This window comes from Chloroflexota bacterium (genome assembly GCA_013152435.1).
Lineage (GTDB): Bacteria > Chloroflexota > Anaerolineae > DUEN01 > DUEN01 > DUEN01.
Genome location: JAADGJ010000007.1, coordinates 1 through 15692, shown reverse-complemented (window position 1 = coordinate 15692; position 15692 = coordinate 1). Strand labels below are relative to the sequence as shown.

The following is a 15692-nucleotide window of genomic DNA, read 5'->3' as shown; positions in this document are numbered from 1 at the left end:
TCCGCTGCGCCGCCGCACCACCCACCGTTGAGCCCCCTTCTCCCGGGCTCGGGAGAAGGGGGTTTGGGGGATGAGGGCCGTTTCCCTCGGTCGATGATCAGGGGAATCTCTTGCGTCGGGCGACACGCGGGTGTTCCTACCACCCCGATTTCCACCACTGACTTTGAAAAAGCCCTGGGCCCCTCCCCTTTCCCTTTTGCCCAGACAGGAGTACAATGTCGATAACCTCGTACCGATAGCCCACGCGCGGCAACAGACGACAGAGAGAGCACCCGAGGAGAATCGCCGTGAGTCGATCCGGATCCACGAAACGCCCCCTTCCCAACCTGCTGCTGGTGTTCGCCGATCAGATGCGGGGGATGGATATGGGATGCGCAGGCAATCCCGATGTACGCACGCCGGCCATGGACCGTCTGGCCAAGCAGGGCGTGCGCCTGACGCGCTGCTTCGCCACATCGCCGGTGTGCAGCCCCAATCGGGCCATCCTGCTGACCGGCACCTACCCGACGACGAACCGGGTGCCGGGCAACGATCTCCCTCTGCCCTCCCATCTGCCATCGCTGGGCACCATCGCCCGAGACCACGGCTATCGCACCGCCTACATCGGCAAGTGGCATCTGGATGGCGTGCCTCGCACCAAATTCACCCCGCCCGGCCCCCGACGCAGCGGCTTCGACTTCTGGGCCGCCTACAACTGCACCCACGACTACTTCCATCCCAAATACTACCGGGACACGCCGCAGGTGGTCGAGGTGGATGGCTACGAGCCCGAGGTCCAGACGGATCTGGCGCTGGCGTTCCTGGATGAACAGCGAGACGCAGCCGAGCCGTTCTGCCTGGTGCTCTCCTGGGGCCCACCGCACGATCCTTACGATCAGGTGCCCGAGACGTACCGCGCCATGTACGATCCGACGGCTCTGACGCTGCGACCCAATGCCCAACCGGATGCCGACAACCCGCTGGCCGCAGGCCTGGACTGCCGACGCACCATCGCCGACTACTATGCGGCGATCACCGCCCTGGATGATCAACTGGCGCGCCTGCTGGATCGGCTCGACGCGTTGGGTTTGGCCGAGGACACCATCGTCGTGTTCACGTCCGACCACGGCGACATGCTCTGGTCGCATGGATGGATGAAGAAACAGGCGCCCTACGAGGAGTCCATCTCCGTCCCGTTCCTGATCCGATGGCCCGGTGTGCTGCCCGCCGGCCGAGTGTGTGATGCCCTCGTAGGCACGGTGGACATCCTGCCCACGCTGGCCGGGCTGATGGGCTGGGATCTCCCCAGCGGGCAGGAGGGGCAGGATCTCTCGGCGGCGTTGCTCGGCCAGGCCGGAGCGCCATCGCCGGAGTCCGTCCTCATCGCCAACTACATCTGCTTTGACGAGGCAAAACGGCAGCATATGACCGAGTGGCGCGGTGTGCGCACACGACGGTATACCTACGTCGAGAGGCCGGGACGGATCCCCTGGCTGCTGTTCGACAACGAGGCCGACCCATATCAGACCCGCAACCTGGTGAACCATCCCGACTATCGGCACGTGGCCGATGAACTGAGACAACAGCTGAGCGCCTGGCTGGAGCGGACCCACGATCCCTTCCTCCCCGGCCCCCAACTGATCGAACATCTGGGATTGACTGAGGTCTGGCTGGAGCGCGAGCGATACATGGCCAGTTAGGAGAAGACCACCGTGACCCGCCCGGCGACACACCCCAACATCCTGCTGATCCACACCGATGAGCACCGCTGGGATTGCCTGGGATTCTATGGGAATCCGCAAATCCACACGCCGCACCTGGACCGACTGGCCGCCGACGCGGTGCGATTCGACAACAGCTTCTGCCCCTACCCGGTCTGCACGCCGTCCCGTTACTCGCTTCTGGCGGGGCTCTACGCGCACCAGCACGGGGGATGGACGAACCACAGTACGCTGGCGCCGGGGATCCCAACCTTTCCCCGGCTTCTGCGGCAAGCCGGCTACCGGACGAAGGCGGTGGGCAAGATGCACTTCACCCCCACCTATCTGGACGTCGGCTTCGAGGAGATGGAGCTGGCCGAGCAGGATGGCGATGGCCGCCTGGACGACGATTACCACCGGGCGCTCATGGCCCACGGGCTCATCGACGCCCTCGACCTCATCGACCAGCGCGCCGAGTTCCGGCGGCGGGCCCCCGCCCGGTACTGGGAGACCTTCGGCGCTCAGCCGTCGGATCTGCCCGAGGAATGGCACTCCACCACATGGATCGCCGATCGGGCCATGGAGACGCTGGAGGGATGGACCGACTCGGGCAATCTGCTGATGGTGGGCTTCATCAAGCCGCACCACCCGTTCGACCCGCCGGAGCCGTGGGCACGGATGTATGATCCAGAGAAGATCGATCCGCTGCCCGGGTGGCTGGATGCCGAGCCCGATTGTGATCGAGCCTACCATGCTGGCTACTTCCCCAACCATGAGCTGACCGAGCCTGCGATCCGGCGCATCACCGCCCATTACTATGCCACCATCAGCCAGATCGATCACCACGTCGGCCGCATGATCGATCTGCTGAAGCGGAAAGGGCTATACGACGACACGATGATCCTCTTCACCAGCGACCACGGCGATTACATGGGCTTCCACCACATGATCCTGAAGGGCGGCCACATGTACGAGCCGCTGATGCGGGTCCCACTGCTGATCAAGTTCCCCGGCAACCAGGGAGCCGGTACGGCCCGCGATGCGCTGGTGAGCAACATCGATCTGTCCCCGACGATCCTGCGACAGGCGCACATCGAGCCGCCGGAATGCATGAAAGGGCTCGATCTGGCCGATCCGACGGCCGATCGCCCCATGATCTTCGCCGAGGATCGCCGGGGACAGGTGTACATGGCGCGCTCGCGCACGCACAAGCTGATCCTGTCCCATGACCCCGACCAGTGCCTCTTCTTCGACCTGGAGCGGGATCCGTTGGAGCTGACGAACCGCTTTCACGATCCCACCTACCAACCGCTCGTCCGGGAGCACCTCGACGCGTTGGCCCGGTGGCTGATGTTCGACGCGGTGCCCCCCACCTATCTGGACGAGCAGGCCCCGTGCATCGACCGGCCCAACGTGCCCGATCCCCATGACGATCACCGCCAGCGCATGTTGGCCTACTTTGAGCGGAAGATCGTCAGCCACTCGTATCCCACCCCTCGGTAGACCCCCTCCCGAAAAAGGAACTCAGCTGGGGAATGAGGGCCACCGAAGGCGAACCTTGCAGGGCTAGACGCCCCATCGCAGAACGACGCACCCACGCAGGAAAGGTGCGAGAGCATGGAGACGAAGCCTCTCCAATCCTATCCATGCAAGGAGGATGCCCTATGAGACGGATACTCTCCCATTGGAGTCTCCTCGTGATGGTGGTCCTGCTTCTGGTAGGAGTAAGAGCGATCCCCGTTCAGGGACGGAGCCCCTTGGGGGAAAGCAGCGCCCCTTCCCTCTTGGGAACATCTTTCACTTATCAGGGGCGGCTGCTCGACGGTGGAAGGCCAGCGAGCGGGACGTACGACCTCCAATTCCGCCTGTACGACGCCGCGAGCGGTGGGAATGCGGTGGGCAGCTCGATCGTCAAAAACGATGTCGTCGTCAGCGACGGGCTTTTCACCGTGCTGCTCGATTTCGGCGATGTATTCGATGGCTCAGCGCTATGGCTGGAGGTCGGCGTGCGGCCGGGCGACAGCACCGGGGCGTTCACCCCCCTCCATCCCCGCCAGGCGCTGACTCCCACGCCCTACGCTCTGGCCCTGCCAGGGCTGCGGACCCGGCAAAACGACACGAGCCCCAACGTCATCGGCGGGTACAGGGACAACGGCGTCGACGCCGGCGTGGTGGGCGCCACCATCGGCGGTGGCGGGAAGAAGGACGCTCCCAACTCTGTAACAGGGAGCTATGCCACCGTGAGCGGAGGGTTCGCCAACACGGCCAGCGGCGTGTCATCCGTCATCGGCGGGGGCGACCATAACGAGGCCAGCTTCCCCAACGCCACCGTGGGGGGAGGTGATCACAACACGGCCGGCGGCTGGGATGCCACGGTAAGCGGTGGCTCAGGCAACACGGCCAGTGGCTACCTCTCCACCGTAGGCGGGGGAAAGAACAACACGGCGGATGGCATCGGCTCCTTCATCGGCGGCGGCGGATACGATGGGGTTCACACCGAGAGCAATCAGGCCCTGGCAGCGGCCTCCACCATCGGCGGAGGGCTCGGAAACGTCATCGCCTCCACGGCCTCCTATGCCACCATCGGCGGCGGCTGGCGTAACACCGCCAGCGGGGGCCGCGCCACCATCAGCGGAGGCGAGCAAAACGAGGCCACTGGGTACCTTGCCACCATCGGTGGAGGGTTCAACAACATCGCGGGCTTCCGTGCCACGGTCGGCGGAGGCGACAACAACAAGGCTGACGGCTCTCGCGCGACCATCGGCGGCGGAGGAGGAAACATCGCGAGCAAGGAGTACGCCACCGTGCCGGGTGGCAGCCTGAATGTAGCCGCGGGGAAATATGCCTTCGCCGCCGGGCGCCGGGCTAAGGCCTATCGGGATGGCTGCTTCATCTGGGGGGACTCGACGGACGACGACGTGATCTGCAACAAGACCAATCAAACCGTGTTCCGCTCCAGCGGTGGGTTCCTCATCTATACCAACGCCAGCCGCACCGCAGGGGTGTTTCTGTCCACCGGGTCGGGGTCCTGGCGCTCCCTGAGCGACCGGAACATGAAGGAGAACGTAGTCCCCGTCGATCGGGAGGATGTGCTGGAGAAGGTGGCCTGGCTGCCCATCAGCACCTGGAATTACAAGAGCCAGGACGACAGCATCCGACACATGGGGCCGATGGCCCAGGACTTCTATGCGGCGTTCGGCCTGGGCGAAGACGACGCCTATATCGGCACCATCGACGCCGACGGCGTAGCCCTGGCGGCCATTCAAGGGCTCTACGATCGCAACAAAGCCCTGGAGGGGCGTGTGCGAGCGCTGGAGCGGGAGAACGCAGCCTTACGCGATCGTGTGGAGGAGATAGAAGCACGGCTGAGCACCCTGGAAGATCGGGCATCGCCGGGTCAGAGCCCAGATTATGGGCTGCTCCCCGGGGCGAGCGTGCTGGCCCTGGCCGGGGCGCTGCTTTGGATCGATCGCCGAAGGGGAGGAAGCCGATGAGCACACGCCGGGCGTTTTACGGTTTGTGCCTGCTCGCGCTCCTGTTGTCGCCCGCCCTGGCCTTCGCTCAATCGGGAGGCGGCTTCGAGCTTTCGTGGTGGACGGTGGAAGGTGGCGGCTTCAGCGCCGGCGGCCCTTACATGTTGGGCAGCGCCATCGGCCAGCCGGACGCGGGCACGCTCAGCGGCGGCTCCTATACGCTCATCGGCGGCTTCTGGAGCGGCACCTCCTCGATACGCGACACCTACCTCCCCATGATTCTACGGGGATAGGATTGATCCTCTCTGTGAGCAGCGCTGCATGAATGGCGCCTCCTATGGGCCTTCTCCCAGGCGGGGGATTTATCTGCCGCCGCCTACCTGTGGGCAGGGGTGATTCATGAATCGCCCCTGCCCCGGCCCCTCCCGAGCGGGAGGCTACCTCAGTCCTCTTCCTCTGGCCTCCCCACGGCAGGAACAACAGGATCTCGCCGACGCGACGCATCGTCACGCGTCCTCATCATCGGGTTGACGAAATCCGCCCGCTTTAGTAAGCTGGCCTTGCTACTGGCCATCTGCGATCCGCTCCTTGCTTCTCGCCGACCACCGGAGGACACCATGCGCGTGCTGATCGATCGCGATCCTTATCCCCACCTCGACGCCGGTAAGCCCTGGATCCAGCGAGGCATCTGGCCCTGCGCCTGGGTGCGTTGCCCGGATGCGGGACATCCCCCCTTCGTCATCGCCTATCGCCGCCGGTTCACCATCGACCATGAGGCAACCGTTCGCGTCCACGTCAGCGCTGACGAGCGCTATGAGCTCTTCCTGGACGGCCAACGGATCGGCCGTGGCAGCGAGCGGGGCGACGCAAACAACTGGTTCTATGAGACCTACGATCTCCACCTCACGCCCGGCGAGCATGTGCTCGTCGCCCGGGTGTGGTCGCTAGGGAAGATGGCGCCCTACGCCCAGATGACCGTCTACCCCGGCTTCATCCTCTCGCCCGAGGGCGAGGCGTTCATCCAGCTCCTGGGCACAGGCGTCGCGCCCTGGGAGGCCAAGGTGCTGGACGGATACGAGTTCGTCGATCCATCGCCGGCGTGGGGCACCGGCGCCAACCTGATCCTCGACGGATCACGCTTCCCGTGGGGCTTCGAACACGGCGAAGGAGACGGCTGGCGGCCGGTCGAGGCGTTGGACGCGGGGGCGAACGGCTTCATCCGCAACGAGTTCCCGCCCATCCACCTGATGAAGCCAGCAACCCTGCCGCCCATGCTGGAGGCCGAGCGGCGCGCGGGGACGGTCCGCTTCGTGGCGGATGTGCCCTCGGCAGACACCCGGGCCATTCCCGTGCGCGCTGAGGAGCATCTGGCCGACGAGGCCGGGGCGTGGGGACAACTCCTCCGAGGCGAGCCCATCACGATCCCGGCGCACACCAGGCGGCGCGTGATCATCGACCTGGAGGACTACTACTGCGCCTACCCAGAGGTGATCACGTCCGGCGGGCGAGGCGCCTCGATCCGCATCCTCTGGGCCGAATCTCTGTTCCACGAGCCGAAGGCCCGCACCAAGGGGAACCGGGACGAGATCGAGGGCAAGTACTTCTTCGGCGTGGGGGATGCCTTCAAGCCCGATGGCGGGAGTCGCCGCCGGTTCGACACGCTGTGGTGGCAGGCGGGGCGCTACATCGAGATGCTGGTGCAGACGGCCGATGAGCCGTTGACCATCGAAGACTACAGGCTGCGGGAGACCCGCTATCCGCTGGAGATGGAGAGCGCATTCGAGGCCAGCGATCCCCGCCTGGCGGAGGTGATCCCCATCGCCTTCCGGGCGCTGCAGATGTGCTCCCACGAGACGTACATGGACTGCCCCTACTACGAGCAGTTGATGTACGTCGGGGACACGCGTCTGGAGGCGCTCACGACCTACGTCACGACGCGGGACGACCGCCTGCCGCGCAAGGCGCTGCGCATGTTCGACGTCTCCCGGAGACCATCAGGGCTCACCCAGTCCCGTTATCCCAGCCGGGTGACGCAGGTCATCCCACCGTTCTCGCTGTGGTGGGTGGCGATGGTATACGATTACGCGCTGTGGCGTGGCGACCGCCCCTTCATCCAGGAGCTGATGCCCGGCGTGCGCTCCGTCATCGACCGGTTCCTCTCCTTCCGGAACGATGATGGCCTGATCCAGGCGCCCAACGGGTGGAACTACATGGACTGGGTGCCCGCCTGGCGGTGGGGAATCCCCCCCGATGGCGAGTTCGGCGTCAGCGGTGTCATCAACTGGCAGTTCGTCTGGGTCCTGACCATGGCGGCCGAGCTGGAGGGATGGGCAGGCGAACCGGAATTGGGCGCCCGGGCCCGCCGGCTGGCTCACGAGATGGCCCAACGGGCGGTTGCAGCCTTCTGGGACGAGGACCGGGGGCTTCTCGCCGACGATCTGGCCAGGCAGCACTTCTCCGAGCATACCCAATGCCTGGCCGTGCTGAGCGGGCAGCTCGATGCGGAAACGCGTGAACGGGTGGCCTACGGCCTCCTGCATGACCCCGGCCTGGACCGCACCACCATCTATTTCACCCACTACCTCTTCGAGACCTACCGGCTGTTGGGGCGCATTGACGCGCTGCTGGATCGGCTCGGCCTGTGGCTCGAGCTGAAGAGGCTGGGATTCAAGACGACGGTGGAGCATCCAGAGCCCAGCCGATCGGATTGCCACGCGTGGGGAGCACACCCCATCTATCACTACTTCGCCTCGATCCTGGGGATCCGTCCGGCGGAGATGGGCTTTCGCACGGTGCGAATCGAGCCGCAGTTGGGGCCGCTGACCTGGGCGCGGGGGACGTTGGTGCACCCCCTGGGAGAGATCGAGGCGGATCTTCGGGTCGAGGATGGCGCGCTAAAAGGCACGATCCGCCTGCCCGAGGGCGTAAACGGCGTGCTCGCATGGGGCGGCCGGGAGCGCGTCCTGTCGGAGGGACGAAACGCGCTATAGGCACGTGGCATACGTTCCGCAGATGAGCCCACCAGCCTCTAGAAGCAGATGTTGCGTTCGTAGACCCAAGCACCCCACCGATCGGCTCAGGGTTGCTGCACAAGCGGAAGCGAGATCGCGTAGGTGGTATCCACTACACAGCGCAATACCCCCAAATCACCCGATCGGGCCTTGGGCAGCACGAGAAAGATGCCGTAGCTGAATTCGGCGTTATCGACTATAGCCTTGTCAGGATCGACAGTGGCCTCCAGGACCACTTTGCCACCGCTGAAGGCAACACCGGAAGAGGCAAAGCCGGTCACTGGTGACCAAACCGGGTCACTCTGAAGGCTGTATCGGTAGAGTCGGAAGTAGAACTCACCATTCGGATCGCTATCCAGGCCGAAGCACTTTACACGGACGATCCTGGCTCCATCCGGCAGATCGAGCTGCCCGATATAGGATGTTGGAGGTGAAATCGTAGAATCCTGAATGGTCTTGAGGAACGCCATAGTGTTGTCATAGCCGATACTCGAGTCGATCGGCCGCATCGTTTCGGCCAGCAATGAAAAATGCCGCACACTGTCGGCCGCCGCCACTCGGGCACTCACGCCGGGTATAAACCCCAACAGGGCTGCTGCCGCCACCAGAGTCACGATCTGGGTAGCCAGAACGACACCGATCAGTTTTCGCGTGTTCATCGTACGAACCCCTTTCTTTAATCTACTGCGGGCTTCCCGCCTCATTCCAAGAAGCTGCCCTTCGCGCCAGATGGCACGCGAGACGAGCGGACTCCTGCGCACAGCGAACACGGGGCGCAGCAGCGGAGCCCAAGGTGGGGGTAACCTGCCGAGAGTCTTCGTTCCATCGAGGAGTCAGTGAACACGAGCAGAGCGGGCAACGCTGACCGCTGTCAGCTACCGTGGCTTCCGTGAGTGCGCGAGGAGTGTGGTATATCTCTTGTCTGCAATTCTAGCAGAGGGATAACACGTATGTCAACCCTTTTGTGGTTTCCCCATAGATGGCGAAAAAGGGATTGAAAGCCCAGCGTGGAGTGCCAAGAGAAGGGCCATGTGGAGTGGTCCGCTGTTCGCATATAAGTTGACGAAGCTCATCGCCTCGAGTAAGCTGACAGCCAGCCGGTACTCTCGCGAGGAGCCAGATCGCCTCCCGGCGGGCGAGTCTGCGGCCCACCCGGAGGCACCCGCGCGTGCCGGGGCGACGAAATCCGGGGGCGGCTTCCGAAGATGGGCGGGTATGGCTTGAGCACATCGTTGTGACGGCGTTAAAGGGGACGCGGAGGTTCGCTCATGTCTGATCGATCGATCATCATCATCGGCGCGGGGCTGGCCGGCCTATCCGCCGGATGCTACGCCCAGATGAACGGGTATCGGACGCGCATCTTCGAACAGCACACGTTGCCGGGAGGCGTCTGTACGGCCTGGGAGCGCAAAGGCTATACCATCGACGGGTGCATCCACTGGCTGATGGGATGCAAGCCGGGACAGTCGTTCTATCAGTTCTATCGCGAGGTCGGAGCACTCACGGGCAATCGGCTGCTTCCGTTGGACTGCTTCACCCGGGCGCTGGATGAGCGATCCGGCCTCAGCGTCGCATTCACCCGAGACCTCGACCGCCTCGCTCACGATCTGAAGGCGATCTCGCCCCAGGACGGCGACGCCATCGACGAGATGATCCGCGGGGCACACGCCATGCGAGGCATCAAGATCGACATGCGCAAGGCGCCGGAGCTGCAAGGGCGTTTGGACACCCTGCGGCAGATGTGGTCCATCCGGAAGGCACTCCGATATTTCGGTCAGTATAACAACCTCTCCGTGGCCGAGTTCGCCGAGCGGTTTCAGCATCCCTTCCTGCGATGGGCGATCACGCACCTGTTCCTCCCTGAGATGCCGTTCTCCTTCCTCCTCATGGTCCTGGGGCAGCTGGCGGAGGACGAGCTGGCCGTGGTCGAGGGCGGCTCGCTGCGCTTCTCGGAGGCCATCGCCCGGCACTATCGGTCGCTGGGCGGGGAGATCGTCTACCGCGCCTGCGTGGAGAGGATCCTGGTGGAGGACGATCGGGCGGTCGGGGTGCGGCTGGCCGACGGCTCCGAACACCGAGCGGACATCGTCATCTCGGCCGCCGATGGCTACAACACGATCTTCGAGATGCTGGAGGGCCGATACGTCGACGATCCGATCCGTGAGCGCTACACGAACTGGCCGCTCTTCCGCCCATTGATCCTGGCCAGCTTCGGCGTGGCGCGATCGTTTCCGAATGAGCCGCCCGCCAACGCGATCCGGGTCAAACAGCCCCTGCGCATCGCAGGGCAAGATGTGGACGCCTTCGAGTTACGCATCTTCAACTATGATGCCTCCCTGGCCCCGCCGGGCAAAACCGTCCTTCAAGTGCTCATCGAGACCGATTTCGACTGGTGGGATACGGCGCGTCGGGATCGGGAGCGCTACAGGGCGGAGAAAAAGCGCGTGGCCGACGAGATCCTCCGCTGGCTGGAGGGCCGCTATCCTGGCATCTCCGCGCAGGTGGAGATGACCGACGTCGCCACGCCGTACACCTTCTGGCGCTACACCCGCAATTACCGGGGGGCATATGAAGGCTGGCTGATGACCCCACGGATGTTTCAGGTCCACGTGCCCAAGACCCTGCCGGGTCTTGCGAACTTCTACATGGCCGGGCAATGGGTGGAGCCGGGCGGCGGCGTGCCCATCGCCATCTACTCCGGACGGAACGTGATCCAGCTGATCTGTCACCAGGAACGAAGGCGCTTCGTGACCACCATCGCCGATGATGCGTAAGCCAGGTGATCGGGGACCACGCGATCACCGACCATCCGTCGAGTTCGCACGACACGACTGACATAGCATCAGGAGGAATGCGCATTGGCAGGAGGATACCATGCCTGGCAAAGACCCACGTTTCCCCAATATCCTCTTCATCCTGACGGATGACCAGGGATATTGGGCGATGCACTGCGCGGGCAACGAGGAGATCTACACGCCGAACCTGGATCGCCTCGCGGCCCACGGGATCCGCTTCGAGAACTTCTTCTGCGCCTCGCCGGTGTGCTCGCCCGCCCGGGCGTCCATTCTAACGGGGCGTATCCCCTCGCAGCATGGGGTCCACGACTGGATCCGCAAGGGATGTATGGATGCGACCGGGCTGGAGCCGAATCGGGACGACGACCGCTCCATTGAATATCTGGCCGGGCTGCGCGCCTACACGGACTTCCTGGCGGAGGCCGGCTACGTCTGTGGCATCAGCGGCAAGTGGCACCTGGGCGACAGCCTGACCCCCCAGAAGGGGTTCTCCTATTGGCATGTCTTCCCCTGGGGAGGCGGGAACTACTACAACGCCTACATGATCCGGGACGGCGAACTGGAGCGAGATCCCCGTTATCTCACCGATGTGATCACCGAGGGAGGGTTGAAGTTCCTGGACGCTCAGGCGGAGACGGACGCGCCGTTCTACCTCAGCGTCCACTACACAGCACCCCACTCCCCGTGGGATCGGGGACAGCACCCGGAGGAACTGATCGCCCTGTATGCAGATTGCGAGTTTCACACCTGTCCCATCGTGCCCGGAGGACATCCCTGGCAGATCAACAGCGCGCCCAAGGGGCGAGGCGCCAGACGGCACGAGCTGTTGAGCGGGTACTTCGCCGCCATCACGGGGCTAGACTACGGGGTGGGTCAGCTCCTGGACAAGCTGGAGGAGATGGGCGTCCTGGGTAACACGCTCGTCATCTTCACCAGCGACAATGGTATGAACATGGGGCACCATGGCATCTGGGGAAAGGGAAACGGCACGTTCCCTATGAACATGTACGATACCTCCGTCAAGGTCCCGATGATCATCTCCCGGCCGGGGCACGTGCCCGAGGGTGTGGTGGATGCACACCTGCTGAGCCATTACGACCTCATGCCCACGCTGTTGGAGTACCTGGGACTGGAGAACCCCGAAGCCGAGATGCTCCCGGGAAGGAGCTTCGCCCCGCTCCTCCGGGGAGAGCCCCTGAACGAACGGGAGCACGTGGTCGTCTTCGATGAATACGGCCCGGTGCGCATGATCCGCACCCGTGAATGGAAGTACGTCCACCGCTACCCGTACGGCCCCCACGAGCTATACGATCTGGTGAACGATCCGGGCGAGGAGCGCAACCTCATCGATGACGAGAGGTATCGGGCTCGTGCGGAGGAGCTGAAGGCGGAGCTGGAGGGTTGGTTCCTGCGCTACGTGGACCCCCGGGTGGACGGCGTCCGGGAGCCCGTCACCGGGAAGGGACAGCTGGACCTGGCGGGCGTTCCCGGGCGAGGCCGCAAAGCGTTCGCCGACGACTGGTGGTACATCGACGAGGACGGCAACCGCCTGGATAATAAGCGTTGGTTCTACGGACGGATTGGGTGAATGGTACGCAACACGCAACACGCAATACGCAACACGCAAACGGAGGTCTTCCCATGGCATTGACACCCGAATGGACTCGCCGGATTGAAGCCTGGAAGGATGAGCTGCCGAAACACCTCTATCGGCCGCTGGGCACCATCGAGATGCAAGGCTTCACCACGCTGGAGCAGCTGACGCCCCAGGAGGCGCTGCAACGCGATTTCCAGCCCATGCCACCGGGCACGAAGTGGGGCGCCAAGTGGGAGTACGGCTGGTTCAAGGGCGAGCTGATATTACCCGAGGAGGCGGAGGGAAAGCGGATCGCCCTCCGGGTGGACGTAGGCGGCGAGAGCCTCATCTTTGTGAACGGTGAGCCCTTCGGGGCGCGGGACCGCCGACATCATGAGGTCACGCTCACCATGAGCGGCGTCTCGGGAACACGATACGAGATCCTGGTGGAGTCGTACGCGGGGCACGGTCCCCGTGTCTCTCACGCCGGCCCCACACCTCCCGACCGGGAGACCGTGCCCGAGCCGGGCCCGACGCAGGTGGAGGTGGGCGAGACCACCTTCGGCATCTGGGAAGAGGACGTCTACCAGCTCCTCATCGACGTGGAGACGCTCTATCGGCTGCGCAGTAGCCTGGATCCGGACTCCTTGCGCGTCGCCGAGATCGACCAGGGGCTGCGTGACTTCACCCTCATCGCCGACTTCGAGCTGCCCCACGACGAGATGATGGCGACCATCCGGGAGGCTCGCGAGCGGCTCAAGCCGCTAATGGAGTGCGTCAATGGCTCGACCATGCCGACCATGTTCGCGTGCGGCCATGCCCATCTCGACGTGGCGTGGCTGTGGCCGCTGGCCGAGACGGAACGCAAGGCCGCCCGCACGCTGGCGACCCAGCTGAAGCTGATCGAGGAGTATCCGGAGTATAAGTACCTCCAGAGCCAGCCGCACCTCTACTGGATGGTGAAACGTCGCTACCCTGATCTGTACGAGCGCGTGAAGGAGGCGATAGCGGCCGGGAACATCATCCCCGAGGGCGGCATGTGGGTCGAGGCGGACACGAACATCCCCAGCGGCGAGAGCCTGATCCGACAGTTCATGCACGGCAGGCGCTTCTTCCGGGAGGAATTCGGCGTCGAGAGCGAGCTCCTATGGATGCCCGACGTGTTCGGCTACTCGGGCGCGCTGCCCCAGATCATGCGTGGCTGCGGCATCCAGTACTTCGCCTCGGCCAAGATCTTCTGGAACTATAACGGCGGCGAGATGTTCCCCTACAACACCTTCATCTGGGAGGGGATCGACGGATCAGAGGTGCTGGCACACCTGTACAAGAACTACAACTCGCACACGGCCCCAGACATCGTCATCCAGCACTGGAACGAGCGGGTCCAAAAGGACGGCATCGCCACCCGGCTGTTACCCTTCGGCTGGGGCGACGGCGGCGGCGGTCCCACCCGCAACCATCTGGAGTTCATCCGCCGGGAGCAAGACTTGGAGGGCGTGCCCCGGGTGCGTATGGCCTCGCCCATCGAGTTCTTCCGGGATCAGGAGGCGCGCGGCATCCCGAACGCTCGCTACGTGGGCGAGCTGTACTTCCAGGCGCACCGGGGGACGTACACCTCGCAGGCTAAAACGAAGCGGGGAAACCGCAAGAGCGAGCTGGCGCTACGGGAGGCGGAGATGTGGGGCGCGGTCGCGCAGGCGCTGGCCGGATACGCATTCCCCGCCCAGGAGATCGAGGAAGCCTGGCGCGCCGTGCTGTTGAACCAGTTCCACGACATCCTGCCGGGCTCGTCCATCCATCGGGTGTACGAGGAGGCCGAGGCCGCCTACCAGCGGGTGATCGAGACGGCGGAGCGCGTGGCGAACGCGGCCGCGTCGCAGATCGCCGAGGACGCCCAGGCCGTGACCGTCTTCAACTCCCTGTCCTGGGAGCGCACGGCGCTGGTGACGCTACCCGAAGGGGCACGCGGGGCCGTAAGCGCTTCCGGCGAGGCGTTGCCCGTCCAGATCGTGGACGGCAAGGCGATCGTGGAGGCCCGGGTGCCGTCCTGCGGCTGGACGACGCTTCAGCTCACCGATGAAGCTACCGCTATCCTCGTCGAGGGTGGCGTGACGGCTACGGATCGGGCGCTGGAGAACGAGTTCCTGCGGATCGAGTTCAACGATCGCGGCGAGATCGTCAGCATCTTCGACAAGGAGGCCGGGCGGGAGCTGGCGGCGGGGGTGTGCAACCAGTTCCGGATGTACAAGGATGTCCCCACCCGCTTCGACGCCTGGGACATCGACAGCATGTATGAGCTCACGCCCGTGGAGCTGGACGAGCCGGCCTCGATCGAGGTGGTGACGGCAGGGCCGTTGGTGGCGACGCTGCGGATCACGCGCAGGCTGCATCAGTCCCAGATGACGCAGGAGGTCACCCTGCGGCGGGGCAGCCGGCGGGTGGACTTTCACACGGTCATCGACTGGCAGGAGCGTCACAAGCTGCTCAAAGTGGCCTTCCCGGTGGACTTCCACGCCGACGAGGCCATCCACGAGATCCAGTTCGGGCACATCCGGCGGCCGACGCATCGGTCCCGGGTCTTCGACGCCGATCGGTTCGAGGTGGTGAACCACAAGTGGACGGCACTGGCGGAGGAGAATCGGGGCTTCGCCGTGCTCAACGACTGCAAGTACGGCGTAAACGTGCTGGGGAACAGCATCAACCTGACGCTGCTGAAGTCGGCCCTGGCGCCGGACATGACGGCGGACAGGGGCATGCAGGAGTTCACCTACGCCTTCTACGCCTGGAACGGCAGCTTCGCGGAGAGCGGGGTCGTGCGGGAGGCATATGAGCTCAACGTCCTCGCGCGGACGGTGCCGGGCGCGGCGGGCGAGCGCTCGCTCTTCTCCGTGGACGCGCCCAACGTGATCGTGGAGACGGTGAAGCTGGCCGAGGACGGCTCGGGTGACGTGATCGTGCGCCTGTACGAGGCGAAGCGGACGGCCACCCGCTGCACGCTGACCACGACATTGCCGGTGTCGCAGGCGTTCGCCACGGACATGCTGGAGAATGTGCAAGGCGAGCTGCCGTGCGGTGATGGCCAAATCCCGCTGGATTTCCGGACATTCGAGGTGAAGACCGTACGGTTGCGGATGGGGTGAGCCCTCGCCCCCAGCGCC

General features: G+C 64.6%; 9 protein-coding genes. 8 read left to right on the top strand and 1 reads right to left on the bottom strand.

The window, feature by feature from the left end; all coding sequences use genetic code 11:
- Nucleotides 1-287: 287 nt before the first annotated feature.
- The 5 genes from GXP39_00660 to GXP39_00640 all read left to right on the top strand — a co-directional run bounded on the left by GXP39_00660 (nucleotide 288) and on the right by GXP39_00640 (nucleotide 8142).
- Nucleotides 288-1679, top strand: coding sequence for a sulfatase (locus GXP39_00660; GenBank protein ID NOZ26548.1), 1392 nt, complete (start codon nucleotides 288-290; stop codon nucleotides 1677-1679).
- 12 nt (nucleotides 1680-1691) lie between these two features.
- Entirely contained in the window at nucleotides 1692-3182 is a 1491-nt protein-coding gene (locus GXP39_00655; protein ID NOZ26547.1) for a sulfatase-like hydrolase/transferase, read from the top strand.
- A gap of 161 nt (nucleotides 3183-3343) precedes the next feature.
- A complete protein-coding gene (locus GXP39_00650) occupies nucleotides 3344-5173 on the top strand; it encodes a hypothetical protein (GenBank protein ID NOZ26546.1) in 1830 nt (609 codons plus the stop codon).
- Complete coding sequence (locus GXP39_00645; protein ID NOZ26545.1) at nucleotides 5170-5445, top strand: hypothetical protein; 276 nt, start codon at nucleotides 5170-5172, stop codon at nucleotides 5443-5445. The genes GXP39_00650 and GXP39_00645 overlap by 4 nt, the downstream gene beginning before the upstream one ends.
- A gap of 324 nt (nucleotides 5446-5769) precedes the next feature.
- Nucleotides 5770-8142, top strand: coding sequence for an alpha-L-rhamnosidase (locus GXP39_00640; protein ID NOZ26544.1), 2373 nt, complete (start codon nucleotides 5770-5772; stop codon nucleotides 8140-8142).
- 86 nt (nucleotides 8143-8228) lie between these two features.
- Here GXP39_00640 and GXP39_00635 read toward each other — a convergent pair whose 3' ends face one another.
- Nucleotides 8229-8822, bottom strand: coding sequence for a hypothetical protein (locus GXP39_00635; GenBank protein ID NOZ26543.1), 594 nt, complete (start codon nucleotides 8820-8822; stop codon nucleotides 8229-8231).
- Between the two features lie 609 nt (nucleotides 8823-9431).
- Between GXP39_00635 and GXP39_00630 the strand changes: the two genes are divergently transcribed.
- From GXP39_00630 to GXP39_00620, 3 genes are all read left to right on the top strand, one after another.
- Nucleotides 9432-10937, top strand: coding sequence for an NAD(P)/FAD-dependent oxidoreductase (locus GXP39_00630; protein ID NOZ26542.1), 1506 nt, complete (start codon nucleotides 9432-9434; stop codon nucleotides 10935-10937).
- 100 nt (nucleotides 10938-11037) lie between these two features.
- Entirely contained in the window at nucleotides 11038-12546 is a 1509-nt protein-coding gene (locus GXP39_00625) for a sulfatase-like hydrolase/transferase (protein NOZ26541.1), read from the top strand.
- 53 nt (nucleotides 12547-12599) lie between these two features.
- A complete protein-coding gene (locus tag GXP39_00620) occupies nucleotides 12600-15674 on the top strand; it encodes an alpha-mannosidase (GenBank protein NOZ26540.1) in 3075 nt (1024 codons plus the stop codon).
- Nucleotides 15675-15692 lie beyond the last annotated feature (18 nt).

Bases quoted from the DNA above. Each gene is read 5' to 3' on its own strand.
- GXP39_00650 (NOZ26546.1), top strand. From the start codon at position 3,344: ATGAGACGGATACTCTCCCATTGGAGTCTCCTCGTGATGGTGGTCCTG.
- GXP39_00645 (NOZ26545.1), top strand. From the start codon at position 5,170: ATGAGCACACGCCGGGCGTTTTACGGTTTGTGCCTGCTCGCGCTCCTG.
- GXP39_00640 (NOZ26544.1), top strand. From the start codon at position 5,770: ATGCGCGTGCTGATCGATCGCGATCCTTATCCCCACCTCGACGCCGGT.
- GXP39_00635 (NOZ26543.1), bottom strand. From the start codon at position 8,822: ATGAACACGCGAAAACTGATCGGTGTCGTTCTGGCTACCCAGATCGTG.
- GXP39_00630 (NOZ26542.1), top strand. From the start codon at position 9,432: ATGTCTGATCGATCGATCATCATCATCGGCGCGGGGCTGGCCGGCCTA.
- GXP39_00625 (NOZ26541.1), top strand. From the start codon at position 11,038: ATGCCTGGCAAAGACCCACGTTTCCCCAATATCCTCTTCATCCTGACG.
- GXP39_00620 (NOZ26540.1), top strand. From the start codon at position 12,600: ATGGCATTGACACCCGAATGGACTCGCCGGATTGAAGCCTGGAAGGAT.